17 protein-coding genes are annotated in these 19,403 nt (G+C 41.2%); 5 read left to right on the top strand and 12 right to left on the bottom strand.

The features are described from left to right. Positions 1 to 13 precede the first annotated feature (13 nt). Genes murG through mraZ form a run of 10 tightly spaced genes read right to left on the bottom strand, consistent with a single transcriptional unit; the run spans position 14 to position 11,089 of the window. A complete protein-coding gene (murG, locus tag CWB78_RS07015; RefSeq protein WP_010390701.1) occupies positions 14 to 1,090 on the bottom strand; it encodes an undecaprenyldiphospho-muramoylpentapeptide beta-N-acetylglucosaminyltransferase in 1,077 nt (358 codons plus the stop codon). Continuing rightward, positions 1,087 to 2,262: a cell division protein FtsW gene (gene ftsW / locus CWB78_RS07010; RefSeq protein ID WP_010390699.1), complete on the bottom strand. Its 1,176-nt coding sequence runs from the start codon at positions 2,260 to 2,262 to the stop codon at positions 1,087 to 1,089. The genes murG and ftsW overlap by 4 nt, the downstream gene beginning before the upstream one ends. After that, positions 2,259 to 3,593, bottom strand: a complete 1,335-nt coding sequence (murD, locus tag CWB78_RS07005) for a UDP-N-acetylmuramoyl-L-alanine--D-glutamate ligase (RefSeq protein ID WP_138594824.1) — start codon at positions 3,591 to 3,593, stop codon at positions 2,259 to 2,261. Before murD ends, ftsW begins: the two co-directional genes overlap by 4 nt. Next, the gene (gene mraY, locus CWB78_RS07000) at positions 3,594 to 4,676 is read right to left on the bottom strand and encodes a phospho-N-acetylmuramoyl-pentapeptide-transferase (RefSeq protein WP_054202311.1); all 1,083 of its coding nucleotides are present in this window, start codon (positions 4,674 to 4,676) and stop codon (positions 3,594 to 3,596) included. Beyond that, positions 4,676 to 6,058, bottom strand: a complete 1,383-nt coding sequence (locus CWB78_RS06995) for a UDP-N-acetylmuramoyl-tripeptide--D-alanyl-D-alanine ligase (protein WP_138594822.1) — start codon at positions 6,056 to 6,058, stop codon at positions 4,676 to 4,678. Before CWB78_RS06995 ends, mraY begins: the two co-directional genes overlap by 1 nt. Next, positions 6,055 to 7,533 (bottom strand): UDP-N-acetylmuramoyl-L-alanyl-D-glutamate--2,6-diaminopimelate ligase, encoded by a 1,479-nt coding sequence (gene murE, locus CWB78_RS06990; protein WP_171040322.1) that lies wholly within the window; start codon positions 7,531 to 7,533, stop codon positions 6,055 to 6,057. The genes CWB78_RS06995 and murE overlap by 4 nt, the downstream gene beginning before the upstream one ends. Continuing rightward, positions 7,526 to 9,343, bottom strand: coding sequence for a peptidoglycan glycosyltransferase FtsI (locus tag CWB78_RS06985; protein ID WP_010390693.1), 1,818 nt, complete (start codon positions 9,341 to 9,343; stop codon positions 7,526 to 7,528). Before CWB78_RS06985 ends, murE begins: the two co-directional genes overlap by 8 nt. Beyond that, entirely contained in the window at positions 9,340 to 9,666 is a 327-nt protein-coding gene (gene ftsL, locus CWB78_RS06980; RefSeq protein ID WP_010390691.1) for a cell division protein FtsL, read from the bottom strand. Before ftsL ends, CWB78_RS06985 begins: the two co-directional genes overlap by 4 nt. Beyond that, positions 9,663 to 10,601 (bottom strand): 16S rRNA (cytosine(1402)-N(4))-methyltransferase RsmH, encoded by a 939-nt coding sequence (gene rsmH, locus CWB78_RS06975; RefSeq protein WP_075170454.1) that lies wholly within the window; start codon positions 10,599 to 10,601, stop codon positions 9,663 to 9,665. Before rsmH ends, ftsL begins: the two co-directional genes overlap by 4 nt. Positions 10,602 to 10,630: 29 nt before the next feature. After that, positions 10,631 to 11,089: a division/cell wall cluster transcriptional repressor MraZ gene (gene mraZ / locus CWB78_RS06970; RefSeq protein ID WP_138594820.1), complete on the bottom strand. Its 459-nt coding sequence runs from the start codon at positions 11,087 to 11,089 to the stop codon at positions 10,631 to 10,633. Between the two features lie 550 nt (positions 11,090 to 11,639). Here mraZ and CWB78_RS06965 point away from each other — a divergent pair. The 3 genes from CWB78_RS06965 to CWB78_RS06955 are packed head-to-tail and all read left to right on the top strand — an operon-like array spanning position 11,640 to position 12,659. Continuing rightward, the gene (locus CWB78_RS06965) at positions 11,640 to 11,957 is read left to right on the top strand and encodes a DUF883 domain-containing protein (RefSeq protein ID WP_076919883.1); all 318 of its coding nucleotides are present in this window, start codon (positions 11,640 to 11,642) and stop codon (positions 11,955 to 11,957) included. Positions 11,958 to 11,962: 5 nt separating this feature from the next. Further along, positions 11,963 to 12,403, top strand: coding sequence for a hypothetical protein (locus CWB78_RS06960; protein ID WP_138594818.1), 441 nt, complete (start codon positions 11,963 to 11,965; stop codon positions 12,401 to 12,403). Between the two features lie 13 nt (positions 12,404 to 12,416). After that, positions 12,417 to 12,659 (top strand): hypothetical protein, encoded by a 243-nt coding sequence (locus tag CWB78_RS06955; protein WP_138570959.1) that lies wholly within the window; start codon positions 12,417 to 12,419, stop codon positions 12,657 to 12,659. 22 nt (positions 12,660 to 12,681) lie between these two features. On the opposite strand, the gene CWB78_RS06950 is transcribed toward CWB78_RS06955, so the two are convergent. Further along, entirely contained in the window at positions 12,682 to 13,527 is an 846-nt protein-coding gene (locus tag CWB78_RS06950) for a pirin family protein (RefSeq protein ID WP_138594816.1), read from the bottom strand. Between the two features lie 241 nt (positions 13,528 to 13,768). Here CWB78_RS06950 and CWB78_RS06945 point away from each other — a divergent pair, with 241 nt between their 5' ends. After that, a complete protein-coding gene (locus tag CWB78_RS06945) occupies positions 13,769 to 16,804 on the top strand; it encodes a bifunctional diguanylate cyclase/phosphodiesterase (RefSeq protein WP_138594814.1) in 3,036 nt (1,011 codons plus the stop codon). 14 nt (positions 16,805 to 16,818) lie between these two features. Here CWB78_RS06945 and CWB78_RS06940 read toward each other — a convergent pair whose 3' ends face one another. Continuing rightward, entirely contained in the window at positions 16,819 to 17,766 is a 948-nt protein-coding gene (locus CWB78_RS06940; protein ID WP_054202316.1) for a YihY/virulence factor BrkB family protein, read from the bottom strand. Between the two features lie 389 nt (positions 17,767 to 18,155). Between CWB78_RS06940 and CWB78_RS06935 the strand changes: the two genes are divergently transcribed. Then, positions 18,156 to 19,247, top strand: a complete 1,092-nt coding sequence (locus CWB78_RS06935) for a mechanosensitive ion channel family protein (protein WP_138594812.1) — start codon at positions 18,156 to 18,158, stop codon at positions 19,245 to 19,247. The last annotated feature ends 156 nt before the right edge of the window (positions 19,248 to 19,403 follow it).

Here is a 19,403-nt window from a genome sequence, read left to right as displayed (position 1 = left end):
ATGTCTGTTTCACTTATATTCTCTTATTTGTTACTTGCTCACAGTGCATAGCGACGCTGGCTGTGGCATCTAAAATAGCCTGCTGCTTTGCTTTAGCAGCCATTTTAGTTATTAATAAAGGTTCGGCTAAATAGGGACTTAAAAGTTCAACAATGCTGCGCTGATTAAATTGCCCCTGTGGCATTAATAATGCCCCTTCTGCCATTACTAAATACTGTGCATTTGCTGTTTGGTGATCATCAACCGCATGTGGAAACGGTACAAATACCGCCATTTTACCTGCTGCAGCAATTTCACTAACCGTTAGCGCTCCGGCGCGACAAATTACAATATCGGCCCAGCTATAAGCGGTATCCATATCATCAATAAATTCAGCAACAGTTACTTGTTCATCGCCCATTTGTTGCTGCTGGTAACTTTCGCTCACACTAGCAAAATGGCCTTTACCAGTTTGGTGCCAAACATTAATGGCACAGGTATCATTTAAGCGCTTAAATGCTTCAGGCAGTGTTTGGTTAAGTACTTGCGCACCTAGTGAGCCACCCACTACAAGCATATTGATTGGACTTGATATTTCCCGCTTAGGTATATCAACTACACTCTGACGCACAGGGTTACCCACCAGCTCAGCTTTACCACTGGCAAAAGCACTTGGAAATGCAGCTAATACGCGATTCGCAAATTTCGCTAGCCATTTATTGCTCATACCAGCTACGGCGTTTTGCTCATGAATTACCAAAGGGATACCGAGACTTTTTGCCGCAATACCCGTAGGGCCTGTCACGTAGCCGCCCATAGCTAAAACAACGTCAGGGCGTTGTTGTTTTAATACTTTACGCGCCTGCAATATTGCATTAATAACCATGAATGGCGCTTTAATGAGGCGTTTTAAACCATTACCTCGCACGCCTTTTACATCAATAAAATCAATTTCTATGTTGTGCTTGGGCACGACACTGGCTTCCATTCTATCAGGAGTGCCTATCCAGCTAACTTGCCAACCTTGCTGTTTGAGATAATCAGCAACCGCAATCCCCGGGAAAATATGTCCACCTGTGCCCCCTGCTACAACGACTATTTTTTTACTCATCGTTTAGCTCCCCCCGACGTGGCCTGTTTAGTTGCCATCTTCGTTTCAAAATCTACCCGTAATAAAATACCAGTGGCTATGGTCATCATTAATAAACTTGAGCCACCATAGGAAATAAACGGTAGGGTTAGTCCTTTGGTTGGTAATATACCGGCACTGGCGCCTACATTAACCATAGTTTGAAATGCAAACCAAATACCGATAGCTAAAGCTAAATAGCCTTCATATTCTTTACCGTTTTTAAGCGCATTTTGGCCAATTAGTAGCGCTCTAAATACTAATGTTCCTAATACCATTAAAATACTCAATACGCCCATAAAACCGAGTTCTTCAGCAATCACGGCAAAAATAAAATCGGTGTGTGCTTCCGGTAAATATTGTAATTTTTGTACGCTATTACCTAAGCCTTGGCCAAACCAATCACCTTGGCTATAAGCCATCAGTGATTGCACTAATTGATAACCTTTACCAAAAGGATCGTCCCAAGGCTCTAAAAAACCCACCACACGCGCCATACGATAGGGCTCAAACACAATCAACCCAACCACCAGCGCAATACCGGTTAAAATAAGTGCAAAAAATTGCCAAAGCTTAGCACCAGCTAAAAACAATAAACCAACCGTAGTAACAAACATCACCACCACGGTTCCTAAATCGGGCTGCATTAAAATAAGTGCCGCATAAACGGCAAATACCGCTATGGGTTTAGCAAAGCCTTTTATGTTTTCTTGTACTTCACTGCGCTTACGCACTAAATAGCCAGCGATATAACTAAAAAAGAATAACTTAGCGAGCTCGGAGGCTTGAATATTAAACGGTCCTATAGGTATCCAACGGGTAGAACCATTCACTTCTCGCCCCACAATTAGCACCACCAATAACAACACCAAGCCGATTAGTAATAAGTAGGGGTTAGCTTTTTTCCACCACGACATAGGTACTTGAGTACTTATGCAAAATAAACAAAACGAGAGCCCTAAAAAAATACCGTGGCGGATAGTAAAATGATAAATGTTGCCAAACAGCCTATCGGCCGTCGGCATTGAAGCACTAGTTACCATCACAAAGCCCACCCCTATTAGCATTAGCATGCAATAAAGGAGCGGCACATCATAAAGCTGCGCCGAAGGTTTAGGAGTAAATGCCTCTTTAATATCCGCAAAAGCTATCATGGCAGCTCCTGCAATACACAATGCACAAAATCATCGCCGCGCTGCATATAGTTGTTGTACATATCTATACTGGCGCAGGCTGGGGCTAATAAAACCGTATCGCCTGACGTACTTAATTGTTTAGCAAGCGCCACAGCTTCAGACATGTTAGTGGTTAAATGACCTTTAGCAGTTAGTGCCACTAACTCTTTTGCATCTTTACCAAAGCAAATGAGGGCTTTAACGTGTTGCTCAACATAAGGTTTAAGTGCCTCTAAATCAGCGCCTTTTGCATCGCCACCAGCAATAACCACTAAGTTTTGTTGCTTACCCGCTAAACTATCAATGGCCGCTATTGTTGCGCCTACATTAGTGGCTTTAGAGTCATTGAAATACTTAACGCTATTAAGCTCACCCACAAACTGACAACGATGTGCCAATCCATTAAATTGAGATAATGCAGTTTTATAATGCGCTTTAGTTATTTCAAACGGACTGAGTAACGCCATTACTGCCAATGTGTTTAAATAGTTATGCTTACCAACAACAGCTAAAGTACTGACTGGTAAATAAGCTTCGCCCTTTACCATAAAGTACGCTTCGTTATTATGCTGTGCTAAGTGGTAATCACCTTGTGTTTCTCCAAAACTAACTTGTGGTGCTAACGTGCGACTCACTGGGTGGGTTTGTCTATCGTCAGCATTAATAACTAAAAGTTCAGCGCCGTTATAAATACTTAACTTTGAATCTATATAAGCTTGATAGCTATCATAGCGATCGAGATGATCTTCTGAAATATTAAGCACAGTTGCACTGCTGGCTTTTAAGCTGTCAGTGGTATCAAGCTGAAAACTCGACAGCTCCAATACAAACACATCAAAATCACCGTCAAGTAAATCCAGTACAGCTGTGCCAATATTGCCGCCCAGTGCTACTTTATAACCTGCGGTTTTTAATACTTCGTAAGCAAGGGTTACTACCGTTGATTTACCGTTTGAACCTGTTACCGCAACAACTGGTTTAGTGTTAATGCGGGCAAATAACTCAACATCACCAATTATTTCTACACCTGCATTCATTGCCTGTGCAACCGCAGGGGTTTTTAAACTTAGCCCAGGACTAATAATGATCATATCGCAAGCACTGAGCGCCGCGTTATTTAAATCACCAAAGTGAGTATTTAGATTAGCGGCATGTTGCTTGAGCCAATCAACACCGGGAGGATTTTCTCGGCTATCGACTACATTGGGCTGTACTCCTTGAGATAATAAAAAGCGCACAATGCCCAGGCCGGTTACACCGAGCCCGAGCACTGTTATTTGTTTATTTTTTATCTCGTTTAAATACTGCATTTATCGGATCTTTAATGTCGCAAGGCCAGCGAGCACCAGCACAATAGAAATTATCCAAAAGCGCACAATAACGCGTGGCTCTGGCCATCCTTTAAGTTCATAATGGTGGTGAATCGGCGCCATTTTAAAAATACGTTGGCCGCGTAATTTATAAGAGCCAACTTGTAAAATTACCGACAGCGCTTCCATTACAAACACGCCCCCCATAATAATAAGTAATAACTCTTGGCGAACCAGCACAGCAATAATACCTAATGCACCACCTAGAGCTAACGAGCCTACATCGCCCATAAACACTTGTGCTGGGTAGGTGTTAAACCATAAAAAGCCTAACCCTGCACCCACAATAGCGGTACACACCACTACCAATTCACTGGCAAGTGGCAAATGCGGAATATGTAAATAAGCTGAAAAGTTAATATTACCGGTTAAATAAGCAATAATAGCCAGCGCTGCAGCCACTAAAATTGTTGGCACAATAGCTAAGCCATCTAGTCCGTCGGTTAAGTTTACCGCGTTTGAGGTGCCCACTAATGCAAAATACGTGATTACGATATAAAACAGCCCTAGCTGTGGAAGTACATCTTTAAAAAATGGCACAACAAGAGATGTTTCTGTCGCTTGGGTACTGGTCATATAAAGTGCAGTAGCTACAACCAATGCAATAACTGATTGCCAAAAATACTTCCACTTAGCAATCAGTCCTTTAGGATCTTTGCGGATCACTTTGCGGTAATCGTCAATAAAGCCAACAATCCCCAATGAGCCAATCACAAACAATGTGGCCCATACGTATTTATTAGACAAATCAGCCCACAATAAAGTGCTGGTGAATATTGCCGCTAAAATAAGTAAGCCACCCATGGTCGGTGTACCCGATTTAGACAAGTGTGATTGCGGACCATCATCACGTACTGTTTGCCCAATTTGCATGCGCTGTAAACCACGAATTAACTTTGGCCCCAAATAAAGCGACATAATTAACGCGGTCAAAATACCTAAAATGGCACGAAGAGTTAAATACGAAAAAACATTAAAGCCACTATAATATTGAGTTAAATACTCAGCCAGCCAAACTAACATTATGATACTCCATTGATGGCTTGTTGCTGGCCATTAACTAAATCAGTTACTAAAAGCTCCATGCGAGAACTGCGTGATCCTTTCACGACAAGGGTAATTTTTTTATTTACTTTGTTAATACTGTTTTGAATTTGCTGCAGCATTTGCTCACGATTTGAAAAGTGACGATTAGGCAGCTCAAATACATCACTTGCTGACTTACTTAATACACCGAGTGTAAATAGCTCATCAATGCCTTGCGCTAATGCATATTCGCCCACTTCTTGATGATACTTACGAGCATCTTCACCAAGCTCCCCCATATCACCGAGAGCCAAAATACGATGACCTTGAATATCGCTAAGTAAATCAATCGCCGCTTTTACCGATTTAACGTTGGCATTATAAGTATCATCAATAATGGTGAGTGAATCACTAGCTTCAATCAGGTTAACCCGCCCTTTAACTTCCCCCATGGTCGCTAGGGCGCTGGCAATTTCTTCAAGCGACACGTCAAACTCACTGGTTAATGCCGCAGCAATAAGCGCGTTGCTAATATTATGCTTGCCTGGCAATGCTAACGTTACCGGTACTCTGTGTTGTTTGGTACATAACATAAAGCTTGCTCGAGCTTGTGCATCTAGGCTGATGTCCTCAGCCCAAATATCCAGCTTTTCACTGCTAGAAAAGCATTTAATATTGCGCGTTGCTAACTTATCAAGCCAATACTGACTAAACTCGCTATCGCAATTAACAATGGCAATGCCATCGTCTTTTAAACCATCGTAAATTTCGCCTTTGGCTTGTGCCACCCCTTGCAGGCTACCAAAACCTTCTAAATGCGCCGCGGCAACATTACATACCACGGCAACATCTGGTTTAGTCATGGCGGTAGTGTAGGCAATTTCACCAATGTGGTTAGCACCGAGTTCAATAACCGCATAACGATGCTGTGGCTCTAATCTCAATAAGGTAAGAGGCACGCCAATATCATTATTAAAGTTGCCTTTAGTCGCTAAAACATCACCTTTACTTGATAAGATAGCAGCACACATTTCTTTTACTGTGGTTTTACCTACACTGCCAGTAATAGCGATAGTTTTAGGTGCAACTTGCGCCATAACCGCTGTTCCAATCGTGCCTAATGCAATACGGGTATCGGCAACTACAAATTGAGCAATGTCGGTATCAACAGCGTGATCAACAATGACTCCAATAGCACCTTTTTGTTTTGCTTGCTCAATAAACTTATGACCATCAAAGTTAGGGCCTTTAAGTGCCAAAAACACTTCACCATCACATAAAGTACGGGTATCGGTGTTTATATTTATTATTTGACGATTATCACCTTGATAATCAGTTGCTAGCACATTAGCTAGCCAATCAAAATCCATTGGGATCATGCTTGAGACCCTCTTACTGCTTGTTTTAATTGTTGTTGTACAAATTGGCGGTCGCAAAAATCAATGCGTTTGTTACCTATAATTTGATAGTCTTCATGCCCTTTACCGGCAATTAAAATAACCTCACCGGCTTTTGCGTTATCTATAGCAAATTGTATTGCAGCACCACGGTCGGCCTCTAAATGGGCGTTTTGTGGGTGTGTTAACCCTGCCGCTACATCATTAATAATTTCATTGGGATCTTCTGAGCGCGGGTTATCACTGGTAATGATCACTTTGTCTGCAAACTGCTCAGCGGCTTGTGCCATTAGTACACGTTTACCTTTATCTCTGTCGCCGCCGCAACCAAATACACAACTCACTCCACCTGGAACATGTTGTTGCAGCGCTTGTAACGCTAGTGCGAGTGCATCAGGCGTATGTGCATAATCAACCACGCAAGTAGGCATATTTGGCGCTGTAAATGCTTGCATTCTGCCTGCTACAGGTTGCAAATACTCACACCCTGCCACTAATTGCGTTAATGGGTAACCTAGCGCTAATAATGTGGCTAAAGCAGCGGTTAAATTGTATAGATTAAATTCACCATATAACGGTGATTTTATGGCAATATCACCCCAACTTGTAGTTAATTGCGCCGAAATACCGGTTGCTGAATAGCTAACATCAGAAAAATACACAAACTGAGCGTTTTTAGGGGCTAAGTTTTTACGGCCATAACAAATTAGTTTACTAAAGCTATATTTTTCAATCCACTGCTCTGCTTGTCCGTCATCTTGGTTAAGAATGACATTGGCAGCATCAAAATCACGAAACAGCATCAATTTGGCATCACCGTAACTATCCATGTCACCATGATAATCTAGATGATCGCGAGATAGGTTAGTAAATACCGCCGCTTTGAAATGGCACTGATCAACACGGTGCTGCACTAGACCATGCGATGATACTTCCATCGCTACTAAGCGATGTTGCTGCTCTTTTAAGTCACTTAAAATATGCTGTAAATCAACCGTTGATGGTGTGGTGTTTTGTAGCGGTGTTAAATTATCTGGATGGCCATAACCGAGCGTGCCTATAATTGCGGCTTGGGTATGACAAAACTGTGCTAAATGAGCAATCATTGCGGTAGTAGTCGACTTACCATTAGTACCTGTTACACCAATTAAGTCTAACTCTAGGCTCGGTTGCTGGTAAAATTTACTCGCTAAAACAGGCAATTTTTTATTTAATTCTGAGACTAAATAAAGCGGCTCAAAATCACTTTCAAACTCACACAGTCTGTCGGCAATAATTGCACTGGCACCATTCTCAATTGCTTTATCAATAAACTGTCCGCCATCAAGCTGATGACCTTTTATTGCCACAAACACATCACCAGGTTTTACATCGCGGCTGTCTAAACGCAACTCGTTTACCATTAAACGTGCTGCATCTATTTCTAAATATTTTAAAATTGTGTGTAAATCACGCACCATCATCTTTGCCCTTCACGTATGCCACCGAGTCTTTATCTGGGGCAACGTTTAAAATTCTTAATGAATTAGAGATTATTTCTGCAAACGCCGGACCTGCCGTTGCGCCACCGTAATAAACATCTCCACCGGGCTCGTTGATCAATACCACAACGGCTAATCGCGGATTACTCGCAGGGGCAATGCCCGCAAAATAACCTACATATTCGTCACCATAACCACCTGCAGCGGCCTTTTTAGAAGTACCCGTTTTACCAGCTGCACGGTAGCCATCAACTTTAATACGGCGTGCGGTACCACCTTCTTCAAATACGCTTTCCATCATATGAACTACAGCTTCAACATCTTGTTGCTGAAAAACACGTTCACCTTCAGGTATAGAGTCTTGCTTTAGTACAGTGAGTGGGCGGTTCACCCCACCCGCGCCTAACATGGCGTAAAAACGAGCCATTTGCGCGGTACTCACGGCAATATTGTAACCAAACGAAAGTGCGGCAATTTCGTGATCTGACCAACGACGATTTGGGTAAAATAAACCACTACTTTCCCCGACCATGCCGGTACCACTATCACTACCAAAACCCACCTTTTGGTAAAGACCTACAAAATAGTCTTTGGGTACGGTTTGGCTTATTTTCGTTACGCCCATATTACTGGAGTACTTTAAAATTTCGCGCAGCGTCATTTCACCATGATTACGGGTATCTTGTACTAAGCTGCCCCCTAAACGCATCCAGCCTGGGTAGGTATCAACTTTGTCATCCGGTTGGATTGTGCCGTAGTCTAATCCAGCTAAAATGGCTAGAGGCTTAACGGTTGAGCCGGGTTCAAACAAATCGGTAATTGCACGGTTACGACGCTTATGAGGAGCCGCACCGCTTAAATTGTTAGGATTAAATGAAGGACTATTTACCATAGCCAAAACTTCACCAGTTTTAACATCAACCACCATGGCTGAACCTGAAGTGGCCTTGTAAGTTAATACCGCTGATTTAACCGCTTTGTAGGCAATCGCCTGAATACGCTGATCAATACTCAGTTGAATACTCTCAGGCTCCACTCGCTCGCGCTCATCAAGCACTTCAACTTCACGTCCTTGAGCATCTTTTCGAATCGTACGTCGGCCTTCTTCACCTGTGAGTGCATTTTCGTAAAGCTTTTCTATGCCTTCAATGCCTTTGCCATCGATATTAGTAAAACCAATGATATGCGCACTGACCTCACCGGCAGGGTAATAGCGTTTTGATTCATCTAATAAATGAATACCTGGTAGGCGTAAATCGCCAATATAATTAGCAACAGCCGGAGTAACTTGGCGTTTTAAGTAAACAAAGCGACGAGTAGGATCATCAAGTAGTCGGGTATTAATTTTGCTCGGTTCAATGCGCAGTACATCGGCTAGTTCACGCCAGCGCAAATCGTTTTTATAATACAGGGCGGTACGCTTGTTTAGCTCAGCGACATTTTCACGCAGAGTTTGCTGATCTTCACCATTTTTACGGGCTTGTCTGAGCACTTTGCTCACCAGTGATTTATGCAAAGCTTTAGGATCTGCATACACACTGACTACAGGCACACTAACAGCTAACTCTTTACCGTTACGATCGAAGATCATACCGCGTTGCACATGCAATTTTTCAACACGTACTGTACGCTTGTCACTTTCGGAGCGAGCCTTATCGGGTTCAATTACTTGCAAATATGCGGCGCGCGATACCAAAGTCACAAACACTAAAAAAATCACCGCACACACTAAAATAAAGCGCCATGCGATTAGGTTGTTGACTGGTTTTTTGCCTCGCGTTCTCATTGTAATATAATTACCTGCTCATCTTGGCTGGTTGGCCGCTTCATTTCTAATTGTGACGTTGCCACTTCTTCAATGCGTGCATGTTGCGAATAAAATTCTTCTTCCACTAAAAAATAACGCCACTCTAAATCCAATTCATCACGCTCTTGCAGTAACGAATCTTGCTCAATTAATTGCGCACGAGATAAATGAGTTACCTGCACCACGCTCAAACTTGACGCGAATATCACAACCAACAAGGCCAAGGTGATCTTGTTCGCACCTAGGCCTTTAATTATTTCAATAAATAGATTGGGTTGGCGATAACTCGCTTTTTTACTCATCCCAACCTCTGTGCAATCCTTAGTACTGAGCTACGAGAGCGTGGATTGCGAGCCACTTCATCAGCACTTGGTTTAATAGCTTTACCCACTGCTTTTAACGTCAGGTTTTTATTTATTTGTGCGTCGGTTAAAGGCAGACCTCTGGGTATCGCTTCTCCCTTACTCTGTTTTTTAATAAATTGTTTTACAATGCGATCTTCTAAAGAGTGAAAAGAAATAACAACTAAGCGACCACCCGGCTTAAGAACTTTAATCGCCGCTTGTAGTGCGGTTTGAATTTCCTCTAACTCGCTATTGATATAAATACGAATTGCCTGAAACGTGCGCGTTGCAGGATGTTTAAACTTATCTTTAACGGGTACTGCTTCATCAACTAAATCTGCGAGCTGTTTAGTGGTAGTAATTGGCGTATGTTCACGCACTTCCAATATCTTGTGCGCAATGCGCTTACCAAACTTTTCTTCACCTAGCTTTTTGATCACATGGGTAATGTCATCTAGTTCCGCTTCAGCTAACCACTGCGCAGCGCTACGGCCTGTGCTTGGATCCATTCGCATATCAAGCGGGCCGTCTTTCATAAAACTAAAGCCACGAGCGGCATCATCTAACTGCGGTGACGACACACCAATATCAAGTAAAATGCCATCAACTTTACCAATTAGATCGTTTTGCTCAGCAACTTCGTATAACTTTGAGAACCGTGAGTGAGCAATCGAAAAACGTGAATCATCGGCAAACTTTTCTGCTGACTTTATAGCTTGTGGATCCTGATCAATAGCCTGCAAGCGACCAGCGTCGCCCAAGCGCGCTAATATTTGCCCTGAATGTCCGCCACGTCCAAAGGTGCCATCCACATAAATGCCGTCTGGCTTAATTGCAAGTGCATCTATGGTTTCTTCCATTAATACGGATACGTGTTCAAATTGCGCTGTCATTAGCTATTTTTTGCCTTTTTGTTTTGCTGCTAGAGGGTAAAGTTATCTAAATCGTCATTCGGTTCAAATTCACCAAGCCTTTCAAGCTCAGTGTCTTGGCGCATTTGTTCGTTCCAACGCGCCTCATCCCAAATCTCAAATTTATTCATTAAGCCCACCAGCATAATTTTTTTGCCAAGTTCTGCATGTGAGCGCAAAGAAGGCGCCAGCAAAATTCGACCGTTTTTATCAAGCTGATACTCTGTCGCATTACCTAACAACATACGTTGCATACGTCGCGCTCTGGGATTCATATTAGATATTTTTGCTAAACGGCTTTCTATTTCTAACCATTCAGCAAGGGGGTATAACCAAAGGCAAGGCTCATTGAGTGCAACTGTGCAAATAACCGTTCCCTGATCTTCAGACAATAGCGTGTCTCGGTACTTTGTTGGTACCGCAAAACGTCCTTTATCATCCAAACTCAGTGAACTTGCGCCACGAAACATAAAAAGCCTATTGTAAAATTATTTTAATCAACTTTTTGATTAACCCGATCCAGTTTGATCCACTAAACACCACTTTTTACCACAGTGCTCCAGTTTAGGGCTTGACAAGCCTTTTTGTCAAGTAAGTCACCCAGCTTTAGCACCCCGCGAAGCCTGAAAAAATAAGGCTCAGATTAAAGCGGTTGAATTGTTTAGTAAAAAATCTGATCAGCCAGTAAAAAATTTTTTATCGTTTTTTTTATTAGCTAGCTGGCATTATTTGCTTAATGAATAAACAGTGAATAATTACAATTTATTTAGGGTGTGTAGGGCTTTGTTTATTCGAACTAGGTGCAACTAAATCGTGACCCGAAATGTATAGGAAAAATCAACCTCGAATGATTAAAACGCCTTGGTTTGTAAAAATTACAAACTGTTGTCGCAATAGTTACAGCTATAAACCTACTAAAAATTAGTAAATAAAATACAATCCATATAAAACAATGAGTTAAAAACTGGTTTAATCATTGCACCTTAATAATTACTTTTAAAAAACTATTAAGGATTGATTATGGCTACGGCAACTAAGAGCAAAACACCTATTGATACAAAACAAGAGATTGAAGCCCCGTTAACAGATAAGGCAACATCAGCTGCGCATGACGCAGTAGATGCATTATCGAGTAAAGCAGCGGTAGCTGAAAATGGCGTTCGTAAAGGAGCAAGCAGCTCAGCAGAAACACTTAATGAGAAACAATTAGCAGCTCGCGAGAAATTAGAAGAATGTACTTCTAAGACTCGTCAACTCGCATCAGAAAACCCATTAGCAACGGCTGGTCTTGCATTTGCTGCTGGTATGTTAGTTACTGCACTATTTCGTCGTAAGTAATACTAATGCAAAACCTACATTCAACATCAAGTGAATCACAATCGACAGATTCGCAGTCATCGGCAAAACATGCCGATGACTGGCAAGATCATATTGCAAAGCTTGCTGATTATGCAGCACAGCTCAAGGATGATTATCATCAACAAGGAAAGTTGACGCAACAGCTTGCTATAGCTGAATGGAAATTGTCGTTAAGATCCTTAGCACTGATCACTATCCTACTTGGATGTTTTGCCAGTGGCTTGGTGTTACTGTGGGTCGGGTTCTTAGGTATTGTAGGCTTTGCGACTTTTGACTTATTTAGCTCGATTTGGCTGAGCATTACTGTAGTGATCAGCCTACAAATTTTATGTTTAATTTGGCTGTGGCGAAACGCAGTTTATCTAAGCAAAAAAATTGGCTTTACTAAAACGCTAAATAGTCTAAAGCAGCTGCTTAAATTATAAGGCATACACAATTATGTTAATCAATTACTTGATCAACTCACCGAATGCTCGAGTGCAACAGCTACACAAAGAAGTCGTGATGCGATCTGAGCTAAAGCGTCAGCACCTTACGGCAATAAAATATCGAGCCAAACGTTTTGCCGCAACAAAAGTGGGGCTCCTTAGTGCTTTTACCGCAGGCGCGGTTGTGGAGTCGGCAAAGGGAGACACCAACATGGTAAAAAAATACAGTTGGTTATTAAAACTACTCGCTTAAAATTCACTCCTACATTAAATCGTCACGACAGTGAGCCAAAATAACCGTTTTGATAATCGCTAACCGCTTGGCGAATTTCAGCTTCAGTGGTCATTACAAACGGCCCCATATGTGCAATTGGCTGATTAAGCGGATCAGCTGCTAAAATCAGAACACCTGCTGCTTTTTCGGCACGTATGCAAATATCACTCGATGGCTCAACAATAAGTAATTTTCCTGCATCAAAGGCTTCACCTTGCGCTGATTCTAATAACCCAGTGTGTATGTAAATCATCACTTTTTGCTGTTTTAGTGCTGGTAGATAAAGCTCCTTACCTGCAGGCAAAGCCACATCGGCTATAGCACCATTAGCAGCTAAGTTTTGTAAGCTTGAAGCCAATTGCTGTGATTCAAATTGCCATGTCCCTGCTAGCGCTTTAAGACTAATACCTTGCTGATTAGTAAAACTCGGTGCTGGATGCTCTGTGGTATCCTGGTATTGCGGCTCACGCATTTTGTCAGCGCTTGGCATATTGAGCCAAATTTGAAAGCCATGTAAGCCTTGTTCAGCATCAGCAAGTGGCATTTCACTGTGCATAACACCACTACCGGTGCTCATCCATTGCACGTCACCGGCGCGAATTGCTTCTGTGTTACCCATTTGATCTTTATGCTCAAATCCTCCTTTTAAAATATAGGTAAAAGTTTCGATACCGCGATGAGGGTGAGGAGGAAAACCACCAATATAGTCACTCTCATCATCAGATTTAAGCTCATCAATCATTAAAAATGGGTCTAAATATTTACCATCAAATCCTGGAATACGACGGATATTGACGCCATCCCCATCTTGGGTAGCATAAGCAGTTAAAACTTTGGTTATTTTCATTTTTTGCCTAATATGTTATGTAAATATATAAGGGATTAAATTATTATTTCATCATGTTTTTCATACGTAAATTAATATATTTCAATCATATGCAACACTATTTTATTGCAAAATCTTAGATATAACCTTAGTACTTCAATGGTTATTTATAGTAGGATTATCAAGCGTCACTCTACTTTGCACTAATTTGGATACGACTATTTTTACTTCATCATTAAAACATCAACTCTACCGCCTTCTTATGCTAATTTGCATACCTGTTGCTGCTATTATTTTAGTAACCTTGTGGTTTAGTCGTGACGCAGCCATTAAAGAGCACGAGACAAAAGTGCGCACCATCACTGAGCAACTAATTATCAAACAACAAAGCATGATTGATGATGTCAAAAAAGTTACTGAGTTTTTAGCAAAAAAACAGAAAAACATTCAATCTTTACCCTCTACTTGTCCTGCGTATTTTTTAGATGTTAAGGCACTCAATGGTAATATCGCGAATATTGGTATAGTAAATAAAAATGGTGACCTAATTTGTACCTCAAAAAGTAGCGACACTAATATTAACATTAGTGACCGTCCCTATTTTAAAAACGCGATCGCCAGTAAAGAGTTCAGTATTGGCCATTTCCAGCACGATCGCAGCCTAAAAGCGCAAAGTATTAACTTTGCTTACCCTATCTTAAATGAAAGTAATGATATTGAAGGCGTTATTGTGACCGTAATCGCTTTAGACTGGTGGAGCTCGGCACTTAATACTTTAAATTTATCGACAGAAATCAGAGCTGTCATTACTGACTCTAACGGTAGTATTTTAGCTAACTACCCTTTTTCAGCCGATAGACTAGGCAACAAATTGGAAAAGTTCGATTTAGCGCATAACTTGCAAGCTGGTGTTATTTTTAAAGGAAAAGATGGTATCCGAAGAGTTTTCCATCAAACAACACTCTATCGTGATGGCAATAACAATAAGCTCTCTATTTATATTACTCAACCAATAGATGAAACACTTGAGCAAATAGATATTAACTTTGTAAAAATGGTTTTGGGATTTTTAATTACCATTTTGCTTTTAGCCGTATTGGCTAGACGATTAGTTAATAAAAGCATCTTAAACCCGATTAAAAGTTTAACGCAGGCCGTTAACCGCTTAGCAGCCGGTAACATGCCTCATGACGACGAGCAGCCCAATAGTCCTGAGCTAAATAGACTCTATCATCGTTTTAAATATATGGCCGAAACTCGCTTAACAGCTGAAGCATGCCTTAAACATAAACATGACGAGCTTAATAGCTTGCTTAATGCGCTACCCGATGCTTTTTTACGTGTAGATGCCAATGGCAATATACTTGATACCGGTGGACGTATTAAATCGTTAAATTATAGCCATTCAACACCGCCTAAAAAGTTATCATGCTTATTCTCTAGTGCTAATTTAAAACAAGTAGAAGAGTACTTAACAACCCTGAGCGCTCCTGTCACTGTTGAGCTTGAACATAAACAAAACGAGCAGTTCTTTGAAGCTAAAATCAGCCCAATGAAAAAAGTGGATGAGTTTATAATTGTTATTAGTAACATCACGCAACGAAAGCAGAATCAAGAGTCTTTGCATTTAGCGTCATTAGTTTACAACAACAGCAGTGAAGGTATGGCAATCACAGATGAAAATGGCGTTATTTATGATGTGAACCCTGCATTTTGTGAAACAACTTTGTATTCTCGAAAAGAAGTACTCAATAAAACGGTGGGTATTTTATCATCGGGTAAACACGATAAAGAGTTTTATGATTACATGTGGCAGTCAATAAATAAAACTGGCCGCTGGCAAGGTGAAATAACCAATCGTCGTAAAAATGGCGAGCTGTATGTTGAATGGTTAACCATAGATACTATTTACGATAAAAATAAAGCCCCAACTAGCCGTATTGCTATTTTTACTGATCTAACCGAGAAAAAACAAGCTGACGAGCTAATTTGGCGACAAGCTCATTTTGATCATTTAACCGACTTACCTAATCGACTAGAACTAAAAGAGCGGTTGAACAAACGATTTACGAGCGTAAACAACCACGACCAAAAACTGGTCATTATGCTGTTAGATATTGATCACTTTAAAGATATTAATGATACGTTAGGCCATCATTATGGCGATAGATTACTTAAATTAGTATCTGAGCGAATTGTGCAAACAGCCAAAGAGGCTGACTTTGTAGCCCGTATTGGTGGCGATGAATTTGTTATTGTATTTAGTGACTTACGCGGTAGCGATAATATCAAACAAATAGCAAAATCACTGCTACTTAGCCTTGCTTCGACTATTTTTATTGAAGATGAAAAAGTGTATATCAGTGCCAGTATTGGTATTGCCTGCGCGCCAGATGATGGCCAAAACCCAGAGCAACTGCTTAAAGCTGCTGACCAAGCTATGTATAAGGCAAAAAATAGCGGCCGAAATGACTTTGAATTTTTCTCACATGATATGCGTGAAGATGCAAATGCAAGAATGCAGTTGCTCAAAGAGCTTCGCTCAGCCATAGAGCTAGAGCAATTTGAGTTATATTATCAGCCTATTGTATCCCTTGATGATTTACACGTTCATAAAGCTGAAGGGCTTATTCGATGGCAACACCCAGAAAAAGGGCTGATCAGCCCCGCTGACTTTATTCCCTTAGCTGAAGAAACCAGACAAATAAATGCGCTCGGTCAATTTGTATTTACTGAAGCACTGCAAACACTTAATGATATTAAAAAACACATTCAAGATGAATTTCAAATTAGTATTAACGTATCGCCGGTGCAGCTCGCAACCACAGACAGTGGTATAGACGATTGGTATGGCATGCTTGAGACAGCAAATTTACCTGCATCGAGTATTGTGGCAGAAATTACTGAAGGCTTGATGGTTAACCCTGAAGAGCTGACCCAAAGCCGCCTAAAAGCCTTGGTTAAATCAGGGATGCAATTAGCACTCGATGATTTTGGTACGGGTTACTCATCGCTTGCTTACTTACAAGAAATGGATACCGACTACCTAAAAATCGATAAACGCTTTGTTGATAATATTCAAAAAAACAGCCAAGAGCTGGCCTTATGTGAAGCAATTATTATGATGGCTCATCAGCTTGGTTTAAAAGTAATTGCCGAAGGCATAGAAACAAAATTACAAATGGATTTATTACTTGAGGCAGGTTGTGATTATGGTCAAGGCTATTTGTTTTCAAAGCCGCTGCACAAAACCTCGTTTATGCAGCTGATAACAACGAACCAAGTAATTAAGCTCTGATAAAAGTAATAGAGTTATTTAATATCGAGGTGGTCGGCAACATATGCGCCTCGCTGCCCTCTTTTTTTATCTGGTCCAATAGTGCTGTCTTGCGCTGTTTGCTGCTCTAACGCAGCATTGATTGTAGCTCCTAAAATAATGATATACGCGCTAATAAATAGCCACATAAGCATAATAACCACCCCGCCTAAAGAGCCATATGTTTCGTTGTAACTGGCAAAATGAGATACATAAAAGGAAAAGCCAAAAGATGCCACAATCCATAATACTGTGGCAGTGAATGAGCCTACGGTAACCCAGCGCCACTTTGCTGCTTTTCTGTGAGGCGCGTAACGATATAAAATTAACAATGCAAAGTTAAAGGTTAGTGCCAGTAATGGCCATGAGATAAGCATGATTAAAAAATCAATACTCTCTTTTATTCCTAACAGGTTAAGTGCTAACGGTAATATACCTATAATTACCAATGCTATAACCGCCACCACAATCGCGCCCACTGAAAATAATAAACGTACAAGTTGCGCCTTAAAAAATGAACGCTTTTCGTATTCGTGATAACTAATATTACACGCGGTGATCAAAGCTTGGCTGCCCTTAGAGCTACTCCAAATAGTGAGCAGTAAGGTGCCCAGTGCGCTAAGACTTAAACTGGTTTGAGACTTTTGCGCAAGGCTTGAAACCTGAGATAAAATAATCTCTTGGGTACTTTGCGGCAATAACGCCATAAATTGACTTAAATACGCACTAATATCGTTCGGTGAAGCAAAATAAGCATACACAGACACCAACGCCGCAATGGCAGGAAAAATAGCAAGAAGTGCATAAAAGGCCACGCCTGCTGCCACCAAGGATAAATTATCACGGCTCATTTGTTTTATAATTCGCTTTGCAATATCCCACCAGCCACGTAGAGGGATGTGGTTAGGCTGCTTGGCTCTTTGGCCACGCTTAAAGTCACTCATAGCTAACTCCCTTTTCCCAATTAATTGCAAGATGTTTGCCAAACAAATACCCCTTGGTATTAGGGTCTGTTGACCTTTCAAGGTTAAATTTGCAGCAGCCTGTTTGGTATTAAGGCAAGGCATCGCCTATGTGGTGTGGTTATTCCCCATAAATAGGCGATAACGCCGCATTAATGCCAAACAGGCGCTGCCCGAAGGGTTCTGCCTAGGGGCAATTAACTCTTTGTTGCTCGGTTTTTACTTAGCCCACTAGGTTACAAACCTCGCGCCGCGATTAAATTGCCCCTAGTTTGAACAAATATTAATCCGCAAAGGTTCAACAGACCCTAGACTTGCTGCTATTGTTTTACACAGACCCTAATTAACTCAACCTAACACGGATGGCTCCTATGCTCAGCGCTTTAATTGCAACACTCGCTAATAACGCATCTATTCCCGCAATCGACACCGTTCAGCCAAACTCGGTTTCATGGGGCTTTTTAAAAGAGCAAAGCGTGCAATTACTACACTCATTCGTGCAATTACTGCCCACTTTGTTTTTAGGGATTATTATTTTGGTGATTAGTTATTTAATCGCCACCCCATTATCACGCTTGTTAATAAAGCCCGTTACTTACATGACCAACAGTAAATTAGTACACCTAGTTGCTAGGCGTGGCATTAGTACCTTAATTATTTTACTCGGGTTTTACCTATTTTTACGTTTGGCTGGCTTGACTGAATTCGCGGTCGCTATTATGAGTGGCACTGGGTTAATAGGGCTTATTTTAGGGTTTGCCTTTCGGGATATTGCTGAGAACTTTATTGCCAGTTTACTTTTGAGTGTACAACGTCCATTTAAAATTGATGATGTAATAGAAGTCGATGGTAGAATAGGCATTGTTAAAAAAGTAACTGCAAGAGCAACCACTTTAGTTGACTACGATGGCAATCATATTCAAATACCCAATGCGACTGTGTATAAAAATACCATTAAAAACTTAACCGCTAATCCAAAAATGCGCGGTCATTTCTCAATTGGTATTGGCTACGATAATGACATTCGCGGCGCACAAAGTCTTGCTATTAGCGTTATAAAAAATCAAAACTCTGTGCTTAGCGATCCACCTCCCCAAGTATTGGTTGATAACTTAGGCTCAGCCACTATCAATTTTACTGTTTACTTTTGGGTCAACGGCGAACAATACAGCATTGTTAAAGTAGCCTCACAGCTAATGCGAGAGTTAATTAACAGTTTTACGCAACATAATATAAGTATGCCTGACGATGCCAGAGAACGTGTATTGCTCAATAGCCAAGGTGAAGACATTTACCCCACAGCAAGCGAAGCTAAAACTGCAGCAGCAAAGCAAACTGATACTCAAAAACATAAAAACACAGAGCATGAACACAGTATTGATGATGTAAGCAGTGATACGGATGATATTCGCGAGCAAGCCGATGAATCGCGCGATCCGGAGCAGGGTAAAAATATTATATAGATCGGTTCGAGGTTCAAGGTTCGAGGTTCGAGGTTCGAGGTTCGAGGTTCGAGGTTCGAGGTTCGAGGTTCGAGGGTCGATGAATTTAAGACCCTTCCGGTGAGTTTAGGAAGGAGTTGTAATCGGTGTCGCAGCGCGTGCAGCGCGAATCAGTTT

It is taken from the genome of Pseudoalteromonas sp. S1612 (genome assembly GCF_005887175.1).
Lineage (GTDB): Bacteria > Pseudomonadota > Gammaproteobacteria > Enterobacterales > Alteromonadaceae > Pseudoalteromonas > Pseudoalteromonas undina.
This window is presented reverse-complemented; position numbering and strand designations above follow the sequence as displayed.